We start from the raw sequence: 13,525 nt of genomic DNA on the forward strand, positions 1-13,525 counted from the left end.
TCCTCCTCCACGCTCCGGCTGACGCAACCGCCTAGCCGCGCAAACCGCTATGTCACTTTATAGACTTAACGTGCAGTGTCAAATGCAAAGACTGATTTCAGCATAGTAGAGCGGCGGAAAACGGGGAGCATAAGCCGCAATTTCGTCGCCGTGAAAGGCTGACGGGAAGCGGCGACAATAGCCGGGGGCAGGAAAATGCGCGGCGTCACGCGTCCAGCAGCTGCATATCTACGCGCGGCAGTGACTCAAAACCGGGTTTGGCAAACAGGTAGCCCTGCATTAAGCGCACGCCCGCCTGCGTAAGCCAGCGCATCTCTTCAAGGGTTTCCACGCCTTCTGCCAGGGCGGTAATACCCAGCTCCTCAAAGAGCTTAAGACAGTTCACAACAATGCGCTGGCGCGGATAGTCCCGCTCAATATTGCGAATCAGCGCCATATCGAATTTGACCAGATTGGTTTGAAAGTCTGCCAGCAGCCCCAAACCGGCATAGCCCGCACCAAAGTCATCAACTGCCGTTAAAAAGCCAGAGCGCTTGTAGTACTCCACAATCTCTTTAACCACGCCACTGTCGCGCACCTGCTCAGATTCCGTGAACTCAAACATAATTCGCTCAAGGGGGAAGTTATGCGCCTTCGCCGCACTCAGCGTGGTGCGAATGCAGCGCTCGGGCTTGTATACCGCATTGGGAAGAAAATTAATGCTGAGGATGGACGTGAGCTCCAGCTCCGCCGCCAGCGCAATGGCCTTCACCCGGCACAGCTGATCAAACAGATATAGATTGTCGTCGCTGACCTCCGCCATCACCGCCCCGGCTGGCTCCCCATGTAAGCCTCGCACCAGCGCTTCATAACCAAATAAACGGCGATTTTGGCAATCGACAATCGGCTGAAACGCCATGGAAAAATCAAAGCCGAGGTCGCCTTGGTCAGCACAGGCATTGCAGGAAAAACGGTCGTGAATAATGATGCTGTCGTCCACTCAGGTCCCCACGGAGGCGCCTGGTTGGCAATTAAGCGGCCGGTTGCCGCAAGCCCGCACCTCACAGTACCCAGCGTAGACCCATATGGATCAGTCTTCGAGTAATAAAGAGCTTCTCTGTCCGCTACAGCCGCAACGGCGCAGTTTAGTCACAGCAGCCCAGGCCCACGTCGTTAATGAGGTGGCGCGCCCACTCCCGATAGGCCGCCGCACCCGGGTGAAAACCGTCTTCGGCGATAGCCGCTGGGTGCAAGGTGTAAGGCACCTGAACGTAGCTGCAGTCTGCCAGCGGCTCAACAAGCTGTCTCAGCTCGGTATTTAATTGCCGGGCGCGCAGGCCCAACCACCAACGCAGAGGTTGCGGCAATGCAGGAAAGGCGTGCATGGGTGGCAGCGCGGAAAAATAAATATGCTTGGCGGCAAAGCGCTCGCGCAGCAGGCGGATAATCTCGCTAATGTTGCTGCGCCACCGGCCCCGCCCAGTGGCGGCAAGTACGTCATTCACCCCAATAGATACCACCACAGCGTCGGCGGCGTCAGCGCTCTCGCTGGCTAAACGTGCCAATAACTGTGCGGAAGTATCGCCGGAGCGCGCCAGCAGGCGCCAATGTAGCGGCCGCAACGGCGCAAGCCCGGCGACCAACTGGCCCAGCAAGGCCTCTTCCTGACGGGCAACGCCAACCCCCGCCGCCGCAGAGTCGCCCACCAACAACAAGCGCAGCGCTTGCCCGCTGTCGCCCATTTGCCCCGAGCGCGGCCCCGCGGCCTCGGGCAGACGCGGCGTAGTACGGCGCACATAGCGCCCCTGAGCCAATAAGACCGGCCCGAGCAATATTCCCGACAGCGGATAGATCATCTACGTCGCCTCAACGCCAGCCCGCCCCAGCCTTTTCCATGACAACTCCCCCTGCACATCACCACGCTAGAGCTGAACAACACTGTCGCCGAAATACCACACACGGCGAAACTGGCCTTTATCACGCTGCGCGAGCTTGCGCAGATTGTCGATAATCACCTTATCGGGCAGCAGCGTGCGGCCAATGTTGTAGATCAGTAGCTCAACGGGCTCGCTCACTTGGTAGCGCTTAGCAATTTTCTTCAGGTAGGTCGCAGAGGTGTAGTCGGTAAGGCGGGCGAGGGCCTCGCGGTCAACGCGCCCTGCCCCGGCGATCGCCTTGGCCAGGTCTTCCGAGCAGGCCTCGGTCAATTCAAAATAGGTAACGTGTTCATTGAGCCGACAGCGAATATCCGGCTTGCCGCCCTCCGGCAATTGTTTTTCAACGTCGCGGTAATCCAGGCCTGCGGCCTTGGCAAAGCGGCAGAAAATGCTGACTTCCACACGGCCTTTTTCCGCTTCAGATGCCATTGCCCTGTCGCCCTCGTATCATCACTGGCCCTGTTTTTGCCCCGACTAGCTTAAATCCACACTGACCGGGCAGTGATCGGAGCCGTGAATATCATTCCAGATCTCCGCCGCCGTCACTCGCTGCTCGACAAAGTCGCGATTGCCGAGGAAGTAGTCGATCCGCCAGCCGATATTTTTACCACGGGCACCGGCACGGTAGCTCCACCAGCTGTATTTCACCGTTTCCGGATGCAGGGCGCGATAGGTATCAACAAAATCGGCCGCCAGAATATGGTCCAGCCCGTCGATTTCCTTTTGGGTGTAACCCGCGCTTTTATTGTAGTTGGGCTTGGGGCGCGCGATATCCATTTCAGTGTGGGCAACATTAAAGTCGCCACACATAAGTACCGGCTTGTCTTCACCGAGCTTGTTCACATAGGCCAGAAAATCACGATCCCAGCTCTCTCGATACGGCAAGCGCACCAGCTCACTGCCGGAGTTGGGGGTGTAAACGGTAAGCAGGTAAAAGTCGTCAAACTCAGCAGTGAGCACGCGCCCTTCCTTGTCGTGCTCATCAATGCCGATATCCGCGAACACTCGCAGCGGCGCTTTGCGGCTCAGAATGGCCACGCCCGAATAGCCCTTGCGCTCCGCCGAGTTGCTGTAAATGTGGTAACCCTCAAGGGTTTCCAGCGCCGCGGCCACTTGGTCGTCCTGCGCCTTGGTTTCCTGCAGGCATAAAACATCGGCATCCAGCGTCGCCACCGACTCCAGAAACTCTTTCTTCATTACCGCGCGAATACCGTTCACGTTCCAAGAAGCTATGCGCATATATCCCGTCCTTAATCAAAGCAGGGGCACTATATACCACGCAAACTACCAGCCCTCAAAGGAACAGGCGCAGCGGATGCACAACGCGTTAGTCGCTGATGACCTCACCGCTAACGTTGTCCACTACCACAGGGCTTTCCAGATAAACCAGTGTCGGCGACGCGCCGTAGTGCTCAGCCACCCGCGCTTTCCATTGCGGGGTATAGAGGGCATCCGCCGCTTCCCGACTGCGCCACAAATACACTCCGCCAACGGTGGCGCCGTCTTCCGACAGGGTATACACCTTGCGAATCAGCCCTGGCAGCTGCTGGTACTGGGGGGCCGTTTGCAAAAATAAGGCGCGCGCTTCGGCCACGCTAATCGGCTCAGGCAGCTGAATACTGTTGATAACGGTGATCATCGTCGCCCTCCTATGGCACGTCGCTCAACATCCTAATTGGTGCCAGTGCCGCCAATGGCCGCGCACTGGCCCACGCTAAGCGCTAGAAGTGAAAGGGAATATGCAAGGTTACGCCAACATGGTCGCCGTCGACGTCCTCGCCATCAACGTCGCTGGGGCTGTAATCAATGGCGGTGTAGCGCAGCCCAAGCCAAATACTCGGCGACACCGCATAGTTATATTCAATAACCGCGCCGGTGGCATCGTCAAACTCGACGGTCTCACGCGGGGCATCGTCAAAGTCAAACTCCACCTCTGGTGAAAGGTGATGCGTCAGCCCCGCGCCAAAGCGGTGTTTACCGCTGTTGTAAAATACCAGCGCCTCAATAGGCATACGGTCAAAACTGGCATCGCCATTCTTTGCTGTTATCGAGTCAAAGTGATAATTCAGCGTTAGCTGGTAAGAGAAAGGGCTGTCGCTTGGTGCCACCAGCACCCCAGCGCCGACCATTAACAGGCCGCCCGCTTTAATTTTTTCGCTGTCGGCATTTTTAAATTGCACCTTGGCCAGATCATCCCCGCCATCGGTGACGGCGGCACTGAATACTCCACGCACCACCCGCTCATTCGAGGGCGCAGACTGAAGGGGCGATTCTGCCCAGGCCAGGGGAGAAACCAAAACTACCGACAACAGGCTTGAGCGCCAGATTCCATGCATGACTATCGCTTCCTTAAAAATCGCCAAAATAACCCGCTGGGAGAGACTAATCAATACACTTAGCGGCGCCAGGTTCACCTCAACGTTTTATAGCGAACGTCGATAGCCCGCTTGGTGTGTAAACGGGGTTACTCAATGGCCACGACAGGGTGAATAAGAGAGGATGTATTCAAATGTAGGCACTTACTACCGGCGCAGCGCCCCAGGAAAAGGCCACATGTCCGTTTCTACGCCACTATACCTACGCTTCGAGCACAATATTAAAAACGCCCGACCGAACCGGCCGATTACCATTGGACACACCGCGGTCATCAAACGCGACTATAAGTTGATCTCGCTCTTCAGCACCATGCTGCAATAGCAGCGCATCCAGATCGTTCAGGGGATGGCCCGCGAAATACATCTGCGTTGTCAGCGTACTAAACCCCGGTTTCTGCAGCTTAAAATGAATATGAGGCGGCCGCGACCAACTGCGGCTAACGGGATACGGCCCGGGCATGATGGTTGTGAACTGGTAAGCGCCATTGGCATCGGTGGTCATTTGCCCCCAGCCCTGAAAATTCTGATCAATAGGGGCAGGATTACTATCGGCCTCGTGAGCGTAACGCCCCTGAGCATTGGCCTGCCAAACCTCGACGAATACGCCCTCAACAGGTTTGTTATCAGGGGTCAGCACCCGGCCTGACACCTGAATAAGCTCGCCGCTGGCGCTCTCACCCCGACCGGTAACCCTGGTTAAATCGGCATCGCGATCCGCCTGGCTCCAATTAGGGTAAAAGGGCCCCGCCGTCTGCCTCGGCGTCGCTTGCAGTAATCCCCGACGGGTATCAGCAGCTGCCAAACCGGAAGGCAGCAGCGACGCCCCAATACCGAGTAAAATTAACTCACGTCTCGTGAACGTGTGGCCTGTCGGCGTTGGCAAATAGTGACTTTTCATAACATCGCTAATGCCTCACTTTTCGGCATGCCGTAGCGCCAAGCGCAGGGGCCTGATCCTCAACCTCGGAAAACAGCCGCTCGTTAAGCTGCTTCGAAATCCAGAGGGCGAATGCCATCCAGATTGACCGTGCTGCGAGCCACCGACAGGTCATACATATCTTGCATTGCCAGCCAGCTCTCGGGAGTACGCCCCAGTACCTTGGACAGCCGCAAAGACATTTCAGGGCTAATTCCACTATCCCCTTTCAGCAGTCGAGACAACGTGGAGGGCGAGACCCCTAGACTAGACGCAAGCTGACGGGAACTGATACCGAAGGGCTCCAGATACACCTCCCTAATGAATTCACCAGGATGCGGCGGGCTATGCGTAGTCATCAGTGATAACCCTCATAATCAAGAATGTAGGCACTGCCGTCTGTAGACTCGAAGGTCATGCGCCAATTTCCGTTAACCCGAATCGACCATCGCCCTTTGTCTTGCCCCTTCAATGGGTGAAGCCGAAAACCGGGGATATCCATATTCTCTACCGAAGTGGCCGTATCCAGAGCAGCCAGCTGCATACGCAGCTTCTTGGCGTGATCTCTTTGTATACCCGACGTGTTGCCAGTCAAGTAAAACCGCTTTAGTCCTTCGTAACGGAATGATTTAATCATACACAGACCACAGCATGTTGCGCACCACGCAACAACACGACTTAACAGTTGGTGCGGCCCTGTGAATGTATCCGCGCGCACTGCTCGCACCCAGTCTCTCGGAAAGCGCACTGCCCAACGTTAAGCCAGGCCGGGAACACCATCTGTTACGGTGAAGCGCGCCGTTTCGATTGAGGGGTTGGGTATTGGAATCTGCGCTTGCATCGCACGTACGGCAACGGTGCAAGCCTGATCGCTAAACTCGACTTCAAGCCAGCCATTACGAGTGCCATCCCAAAATGAAAAATGCGGGTTATTTGCCAATATAAAGGGGCTTTGCAGGAATACATTGGCTGGCGGGTTAATGGTCGCGATCGGCGTCGCGGCCGCTGCGCTTGTGGTGAATTCCGCACCGACAGCGGGGCCATCCGGGTAGCCGTCACGCAATGTCGCCGCCGCAAATGCATGCAAGTCGGCAGCCAGCACCACCAAATTTTCGGTGTCGCGCAGCGCGTGCAACAGCTCTGCTCGCTCAGCGGTATATCCGTCCCAGTGATCAACCTCGTACACCGTGGGTGGCAACTGCGCGATAGAAATGGGTGAAAACGGAATCGGCAACCCCAATACCCGCCAACGCGCACTGCTAGTGGTCAGTGTTTGCAACAGCCACTGCTTCTGCACGTCGCCCAGCAAGGTGCGCCCTTCGTCGTGCCGGGCCTCGCAATGACTTTCAACAACCAGCTGACGCTCTCCGAAATTGCCCTCTCCACAGGGGTGCGGTGAGCGGTGCATTCGCAGCTCGGTCATTGCAAGCTCAACCAGGCGCCCAAAACGAAAGCTCCGCTGCGCGGTCATCACATTAGGAAAAGCCGCCTCGGGCGCGTACTGCACTCGCACCGGTAAATAGTGGTACCAGACATCTAACGCCTCTCGCACATACTGGGTCATCGCCTCCGGATCACTGTCCAGCGGATGATCGGGACCGCGTGGGCGCACGCCGTCGAAGTACAGATCATTGGCAAACTCGTGGTCATCAAAAGTGCAGATCAGCGTGTGCGCTTCCAGCAGCGCTTGCAGGTTCGCGTCGCTACGATGCGTGCGATAGATCGTCAGCAAGTCTTCCCGCGAGCTCGCATATTGCCCACCCGAGGGCAGGTTTATGGGCCGTAGCGGCACGATGGCGCTTTCGTAAATAAAATCGCCCATGTGCAGGACATAATCAGCCTCTCGCTGCGCCATTTCGCCAAAGGCATGGAAATACGCGAGGGTATAGTCCTGACAAGACGCCACAAGCAAACGAAGGCTCGCAACCTCATCGTCCGATTCGGGTAATGTTCGCAGCCGCCCCGCGCGACTGGACACGCCAGCGTGGGCGAAGCGGTAATAAAGGAATCGGTTGGCGGGCAATAACCCATCTACGTCCAACCTCAGAGCGTTATCACTCTCCGGTGATAATACCGACACCGGAACGCGCCCGGCCGCCACCCGACGCAAGAAGCGTTCATCCTCGGCCACTTCCCAAAGCACATCCTGATCAGGCACGATTGCCGATTGCTCAAGGCGCGTCCAGAGAATAACGCCCGAGGGTGTAGGATCACCGCTCGCCACCGACGAGGGAAATACCGACGCCGCATCGCCCGCCCCCAGCGGCGGCAACAGCGTTTCATCATCCACCAAAAACGATCCGCCGTGCCCGGCATCACCACCACATGCGTTCAGCAGAGATACGCCCGCAACGGCAGGCACAAGACCGAGAATACGGCGTCTGGTCAGCGGCATGGCGCACCAACGCGGCGATGAGTTCTTTTCATGACATTAGCGGACCAAGGTCTGTATAGAGTGTGTAGAACGAGCAAGCGCCCAAATCGATGTCGATGATGTTATGCGAATCTACTTACACCAGCAAACGGCGGGCCTTCAAACCGCAGAAACCACAGCGGCAGCGGCTAACGCCTGTTATATTTTTGTGCTCATTAACTTGCTACTGCCAGAAAACCCAAACTGCTCATACAGCCCATGAGCATCATCGGTTGCAAGAAATTGAAACTTCGCGCTCCAACGCGGATCGTTGGTGATCTCACCGAACATCCACTTTCCAAGGCCCCTACCACGATGATCCGGATGAATTATTAAATCAGCGATATAGGCTACAGAAGCGAAATCAGTGACGACTCGCGCAAAGCCGACCTGTTCACCTTTGTGAAGCAACGAGAAGCAAATGCTATTCTCTATTGAGACCATCATGGTCTCCAGCGGCCTTTCTTTAGCCCAATACGATGACCTTAGAAGTGCTTCAACCTTATCAAGTTGCACATCACTTCGATCATCACTTATGCGGTACTCTCCGTTTTCTTTGCTCATAGCTTCCCTGAAATATAACGACTCAATGTGGGGCTGCCGTAACAAATCTAAGCGGTATGCAGGCAGCCCACCAACATTGACCTTTTTGCCCTACGTTACAAGCCCTGTTTCTCTGCAAAAACATCATCGTTTGGATCTGAGTTCCATTGATATTCTGTCCAATCCGCAATTGATTCGGCCTTACGTTTACCCCATATCTCGTCAATTAACGCTAAGGACATATCAATTCCAGCTGACACGCCTGCCGAAGAAAAGATATTCCCATCCTGAACCCAGCGAGCTTTGCCAATCCAGTTGGTATTCAACCCCTGAGAACACACCCATGAAAATGCGAGTTTATTGGTGGTTGCATTTTTGCCGTCAAGTACTCCGGCTTTTGCGAGTAAAGCACTACCCGTGCATACAGAGGCAACATACTTTGCCCTTGAAGCTTGGCCTGAAATCCAATTAATAACCCCGGTATTTTCCACCTCTTTCCGCGTTCCTATGCCACCGGGAACCAGGATAATGTCATAATCTGACTTTATTGAAATTTCTTCTTGGGCCATCACGGCTGGGCCTTGAGCTGAAGTTATTGCGCCGGCTTTTTCAGCAACCATATAAATGTCTAAATCATCGATTTGCCCAAACATTTCTAGTGGGCCAAAGACATCCAATAGCTCGAATCCTTCAAAAAGCAAAACACCTAGTTTCATAATAATTCTCTATCGGTGTAGCCATCACGCTCACAACTGGGAAGGCGGAACTGCGTAGGGAGACCCCTTCAAAAAGTAGACGCCACTACTAATGCGTCCGCGCCGCGCGTTGTCCATAGAAAACTTCCCCCGGGCGTTTGCTGCCTTGGCATGTTAAGTTTTGGACACAACTTCATTGAGCATCCCGATTAACCTCTCGGCCTCCTGCTTTGAAAGCTTTACCGACTTCATACTAGCGCCGAGCTTAACGTTCTCAGAAATCTCTAATCCGAGATGCCTTTCTCCCGATTTTGATTGAATAACGTGGGCGCGAATCTTAGTGGTCAGCATGCCTGAAGACTGAACGATCTCATCATTTGCCGTATCAACGATGTTTCCTCCCATCATTATTCCTTTTCCTTTCTTAGAAAACATTGAGTACATAACAAATGCGAAGAACGCTACAAAGACAACAGGAGAAATATTTTCGAATAACTCATTCATAAACGTTCTATCCTTTCAGCTGGGACGAGACCCCAAAATGGAGGCCCACACTACGGGATGGGCAGTTCTGCTCTGCTCGGTTAAACATTTTCGCTAACGCTCCCTCTTGCTTACAACACTCGCCCTCCAAGTGTGATATTTGGACGAGCGTCAACCTTCTTGTGGTGAACCCCCAGGCCATTCTTGCCGCCTGCAGTATGCTGACAACGAAATACATACCAAAGACTGCTAAATAGACTTTAGATTCAAATGGCTGCACTCCTGTATTCTGGCGATAATTAGGCCAGCGATCAGGAAACAACACCATATAGAAAGCCGACGCCAATGCCGCCGCTGGCAGCCACTATAGGGTTTCTATTCGTACGGACTAGCGATCTCACAATGTGTGTCAGAGAGATATTGCACCGACTGTAATGTAGTGGTGAATTTCCATAATGATGTTTAACGCCAGCAACACCGGACGACTTTAAGTTGATGGAGCGCAGCGGAAGCAGCTTAAAGGCGTTCCGAATGATTGCGCTTGTTAGTTGTTTGTTGATATCTCGTAAAATTCAAACCCGACATCCTCAACTATTTGGTCAACTTTTTCAGCGTAGGTAACTCGCCATTGGATATTGAAGTAACCATTACCACTTTTAACTGTGTATGGAACGCCTGCATTTTCAAAGCTTCGCTTATATCTCAAGGTGAAGCTCAGACACCGCAACTTCTGAATCCATATCATATGGTGATGCATCTTCCCGCATAGTTATCCGCCTTTTGATACGACGAACTTCAGCAACATCTTTCTGGAGGTACCACACACGGCCATCTGTTACTTTAAATGGTATACCAGATTTATTTAATTCCCTTAAAACAGCCGATTGTTGATCCGAGTTAGCAAGATTAAATCCCCCTGCTCGTAGGCCAATTAGTTCATTTTCCTTTCCGCAGCCGGAAATAATCAGAGAAATCAGTATGAGGTAAAATTTATTCATGGTTTACAACTAACGCCGGCGCCAGGGGCAGACAAAATGGAGCGGCTTTTTGTGCAAAAATAAGCGGAGCGTTTGCACAAAAAGGTGCGGAGTTTTTGCTGTCCTGCCGCGCTTTTTAGCGGCTAACTGCGCGCCCTTGTTATGGCGGAGATTGTTGCCGAAAGTCCGTACAGCCCTAAGGCTACAAACGCAGTGAGAAAAAGAATATTCCATGCTTCCTTGCGCTTACTAAAATATGAAAACAGATCATTGCCCTTGACCCCAACTATAGCATTGTCGTGGTCACGCGGGTCATACAAGACCGTTACCTTTGCGTCGTACTCCAGTTCTTTAGAGATCAGAACTGGCACCGAGATAATTCCAGCCTCCGTTTGGACTAAATAATGCTTATTAAACGGAAAGCCAATTTTTACCGACTGTAGCCCGACAACAGTTCCTCTGACGACTACTCCATTTTCATGGAGAGATAGGAGCCTCATTGCTTGGTTATACAAAGCCGCGCCCCCGCCAAACACGAGCAAAATGCTTACTATAAAAACTTTGACTATAGCGCGCTCACGATTCATCTATTGGTATCCATAACGACCAAGCGAACCGGCGGCGAAGCCGTCCAGGTTGCGCGCCTTGTTATATGGCGCAATCACTATCTGTGAATATCGTTTCGTTAAGCTCATTGGTACGTTCTTTCAATTTCGACTCGATACTTTTTAAATAACTAATCGCAAGCTGACTGAGCTGCCCATCGCCCAGCGCTTTTCCAAATCGGGGATTTCTTGACAATACTACTACTACACACAACCCCTTTAGCGAAGCTCCATTTAGTTTAGATATTTGGGGCTGCAATGTTCCCACCCCGATAACCTTCCGATAGATCATACCCTCTACCTTTTTAACAATTGTTTCTTCAATCGAGGGGTTTTCGTAAAAATACTCGGCGACTTCCGTAAGCTCTTTTAAATCATTGAGCGTGTTGTCGCTTACAACTGTGTGATCTTCTTGACTGGAGCACCCTGCCAAGAGAAGAAACGTTGCCAGTAAGGCTAGAGTCTCTAAAGCCATATAACGCCTTGCACACGGGCAGACAAAAGCGCAGCTTTTGGCTGTCCGGCCCCGCGCTAGCGGGGCATAGTGCTGCAACTTGTTATAAGGCATTTTGTAACCACGCAAACCTGATAAAGATGCCGATAAATGCGCCCACTATCATTGCCAGACCGGATACAGCGTAAAAACGCTTACTGCCTTCAATTTTTTCTGAGAACGCGCTCGCTATAAATGATGTATAACTGCCTGCTTTTAGCATTGCGCTAACCTGCACAAATACCAGGGCCAGAAGACCAGTGACGCCGTATGCGAGTGCGATACGAACATCCAGTGAAGACAATGCGGCACCTAATACCGCTAGCGATCCATAAAACTTCGACGTGCTACTCATGACTTATAACGCCTTGGTCACGCGCTCGTCGCGTGCACCTTCTTGTTAGCTGCATACCGCCTGCTTTATACATTTAACTCTAGGGTCACTAAGAATTGGCCCTTTGAGGATTAAAATATGAGCATTTACATGCTCTCGAAATGAGGCATATTCACCTACGACCTCATGCGGGATTAACAATGCCTCAATGACGTTGAAGTTTTCGTCGTAGATTACTGCCGCCAATTCGTCGAAGTCTTTTTCCTCGTACTTTCGGATAGCACTAAGCTGACGCGAGTTATTTGTAGGTGTAACTCTACGCCCTTTTATTTGGACGCGAGTGCCGTTCTTATCTACGCCGTCATAGCCTGCTTTGGAGTTGGCTTCGAGCTCAAGATCCAGAGCTTTTGCCACGAGCCACTCAGTGTAATCGCCCAGCGGATTATTCTGAGTTCTTACCACTCCACGACTTTTGAGCTCTTTCGTAATAGATGCTTGCAACTGCAAGAGCTCTTTTACACCCATTTGCTTGAGATTCACTCGAACCCTCTTTACAGCTAACGCCCGGCGCAGGGGCGGTGTGCGCAGCACGCCGTCCCAGTGGCCGAAGGCCACGACTGCCGCCGCTTGTTATGTGTGAATGCATGATTGAAAACATAAAGGAGGTAGCCCCCACCAAAGCCAATTTCAGGTTACTTGCACTTTGGCAATGACTTAGGCTTGGAACGGGTATGGCCGGAGACCTTCACCGTTTTTGGCCCAGGCTTTTTGCTTGTGCGCGTTGGCCTGCATTTGCTTTTCGTTGCCATGCTTAATCACCTCCTTACGGCGGCTGGTTGCCTACCGCCTCTTTTCAGTAGATGGCCAGCTTGTAAGAAAGGATTTAGCTAGTAACGAAATGATGGGGGCTACCTCCTTTATGTTTTGGACACATAACGCCTAAAGCACTGGCGGCGAAACCAGAGCGAAGCGGCGGTTTTGACGTCCAGTGCCTTTACTTGTTATGCAGCAGTTCTTTAGTGCGAGCTGCATTGATATTGTAAATTTTCCTACCACTTACCATGCCCTCTTGTACCGACAAAACAACACGGCCACGATACGTATTTGGCAACTGCCCCCAATCTCGGACAAAAACTTGAACACCGCTGGGTAGCCGCACGTAGAATGCCGGATCAGCAGCCGATTTTCCCGATGAATGCCTAGTATAGGAAACAATTTCCCCTTCGACGTATGTTGTTTCGCCCGCGCCTGACTCGAACTGAAAATATGTAAGCGCGCCGATAGCCAAGCAAACAGCTAGGACTCCGATGGCGAGCTTGATGTTCAGTTCAAATGACTGCATAACGCCCGGCACAGGGGCGGTTTACCCATAGCGAAGCGGCGGGTGAACCGTCCCAGCCGCGCGGCCTTTTGCGCGGCGACTGCTGCCGCTTGTTATGAGTCTTCATGCTTGGACATAACCATTTGACACGAACCTCCCACACAACGTGGCAAAGAAACGCCACACGAAATATCTATGAAAACCTTTGGTGGATTTATATCGCAGTGCTTCTTACGAAGTTCCAAATATCGGTCCTTGTTTGAAATCGAAACGGCAACCTCGCAACCAATATCACACGAAAGATCTACTGATGAACAATCTGAGTCCACGGTGCAAGCCTGCGCTTCCGCTTCATATGCAGTTCCGGGATTGAAACGTTCTTTATCGTACACAACTGCAAGCGTGAAATAGATGCTACCCATAATAGCTAAGACTGCGACGCCCAAAATTGCGA

At 52.7% G+C, this 13,525-nt stretch carries 19 protein-coding genes; all 19 read right to left on the reverse strand.

What is annotated here, in order from left to right:
• Positions 1-205 precede the first annotated feature (205 nt).
• Entirely contained in the window at positions 206-979 is a 774-nt protein-coding gene (locus B3K78_RS05175) for an EAL domain-containing protein (RefSeq protein WP_286694574.1), read from the reverse strand.
• Positions 980-1,124: 145 nt separating this feature from the next.
• A complete protein-coding gene (locus B3K78_RS05180) occupies positions 1,125-1,835 on the reverse strand; it encodes an SGNH/GDSL hydrolase family protein (protein WP_286694575.1) in 711 nt (236 codons plus the stop codon).
• A 66-nt stretch (positions 1,836-1,901) separates the two neighbouring features.
• Positions 1,902-2,345, reverse strand: a complete 444-nt coding sequence (locus tag B3K78_RS05185; RefSeq protein ID WP_286694576.1) for a hypothetical protein — start codon at positions 2,343-2,345, stop codon at positions 1,902-1,904.
• Positions 2,346-2,390: 45 nt separating this feature from the next.
• Positions 2,391-3,155: an exodeoxyribonuclease III gene (locus B3K78_RS05190; protein WP_286694577.1), complete on the reverse strand. Its 765-nt coding sequence runs from the start codon at positions 3,153-3,155 to the stop codon at positions 2,391-2,393.
• Between the two features lie 88 nt (positions 3,156-3,243).
• Positions 3,244-3,555 (reverse strand): YdhR family protein, encoded by a 312-nt coding sequence (locus B3K78_RS05195; protein ID WP_286694578.1) that lies wholly within the window; start codon positions 3,553-3,555, stop codon positions 3,244-3,246.
• Positions 3,556-3,637: 82 nt separating this feature from the next.
• Positions 3,638-4,252, reverse strand: a complete 615-nt coding sequence (locus tag B3K78_RS05200) for an outer membrane beta-barrel protein (RefSeq protein WP_286694579.1) — start codon at positions 4,250-4,252, stop codon at positions 3,638-3,640.
• Between the two features lie 241 nt (positions 4,253-4,493).
• On the reverse strand, positions 4,494-5,189 hold the full coding sequence (locus B3K78_RS05205) for a dioxygenase family protein (RefSeq protein ID WP_286694580.1): 696 nt from the start codon (positions 5,187-5,189) through the stop codon (positions 4,494-4,496).
• A gap of 83 nt (positions 5,190-5,272) precedes the next feature.
• Positions 5,273-5,566, reverse strand: coding sequence for a HigA family addiction module antitoxin (locus B3K78_RS05210; RefSeq protein WP_286694581.1), 294 nt, complete (start codon positions 5,564-5,566; stop codon positions 5,273-5,275).
• Positions 5,566-5,844: a type II toxin-antitoxin system RelE/ParE family toxin gene (locus B3K78_RS05215; protein WP_286694582.1), complete on the reverse strand. Its 279-nt coding sequence runs from the start codon at positions 5,842-5,844 to the stop codon at positions 5,566-5,568. The genes B3K78_RS05210 and B3K78_RS05215 overlap by 1 nt, the downstream gene beginning before the upstream one ends.
• 120 nt (positions 5,845-5,964) lie before the next feature.
• Positions 5,965-7,602 (reverse strand): alkaline phosphatase D family protein, encoded by a 1,638-nt coding sequence (locus B3K78_RS05220; RefSeq protein WP_286694583.1) that lies wholly within the window; start codon positions 7,600-7,602, stop codon positions 5,965-5,967.
• Positions 7,603-7,779: 177 nt separating this feature from the next.
• A complete protein-coding gene (locus B3K78_RS05225; RefSeq protein WP_286694584.1) occupies positions 7,780-8,184 on the reverse strand; it encodes a GNAT family N-acetyltransferase in 405 nt (134 codons plus the stop codon).
• Positions 8,185-8,279: 95 nt separating this feature from the next.
• Positions 8,280-8,879 (reverse strand): DJ-1/PfpI family protein, encoded by a 600-nt coding sequence (locus B3K78_RS05230; RefSeq protein ID WP_286694585.1) that lies wholly within the window; start codon positions 8,877-8,879, stop codon positions 8,280-8,282.
• 153 nt (positions 8,880-9,032) lie between these two features.
• Positions 9,033-9,362, reverse strand: a complete 330-nt coding sequence (locus B3K78_RS05235) for a hypothetical protein (protein ID WP_286694586.1) — start codon at positions 9,360-9,362, stop codon at positions 9,033-9,035.
• A gap of 674 nt (positions 9,363-10,036) precedes the next feature.
• On the reverse strand, positions 10,037-10,339 hold the full coding sequence (locus B3K78_RS05240) for a hypothetical protein (RefSeq protein WP_286694587.1): 303 nt from the start codon (positions 10,337-10,339) through the stop codon (positions 10,037-10,039).
• A 122-nt stretch (positions 10,340-10,461) separates the two neighbouring features.
• A complete protein-coding gene (locus tag B3K78_RS05245; protein ID WP_286694588.1) occupies positions 10,462-10,905 on the reverse strand; it encodes a hypothetical protein in 444 nt (147 codons plus the stop codon).
• 61 nt (positions 10,906-10,966) lie between these two features.
• Positions 10,967-11,398 carry a hypothetical protein gene (locus B3K78_RS05250; protein WP_286694589.1) on the reverse strand — a complete coding sequence of 144 codons (432 nt, stop codon included), beginning with the start codon at positions 11,396-11,398 and terminating at the stop codon, positions 10,967-10,969.
• 82 nt (positions 11,399-11,480) lie between these two features.
• Positions 11,481-11,771, reverse strand: coding sequence for a hypothetical protein (locus tag B3K78_RS05255; protein ID WP_286694590.1), 291 nt, complete (start codon positions 11,769-11,771; stop codon positions 11,481-11,483).
• 45 nt (positions 11,772-11,816) lie between these two features.
• Positions 11,817-12,290: a DUF6998 domain-containing protein gene (locus tag B3K78_RS05260; protein ID WP_286694591.1), complete on the reverse strand. Its 474-nt coding sequence runs from the start codon at positions 12,288-12,290 to the stop codon at positions 11,817-11,819.
• Between the two features lie 454 nt (positions 12,291-12,744).
• Positions 12,745-13,092, reverse strand: coding sequence for a hypothetical protein (locus B3K78_RS05265; protein ID WP_286694592.1), 348 nt, complete (start codon positions 13,090-13,092; stop codon positions 12,745-12,747).
• Positions 13,093-13,525 lie beyond the last annotated feature (433 nt).

This window comes from Spongiibacter sp. UBA1325, assembly GCF_002306875.1.
Lineage (GTDB): Bacteria > Pseudomonadota > Gammaproteobacteria > Pseudomonadales > Spongiibacteraceae > Spongiibacter > Spongiibacter marinus.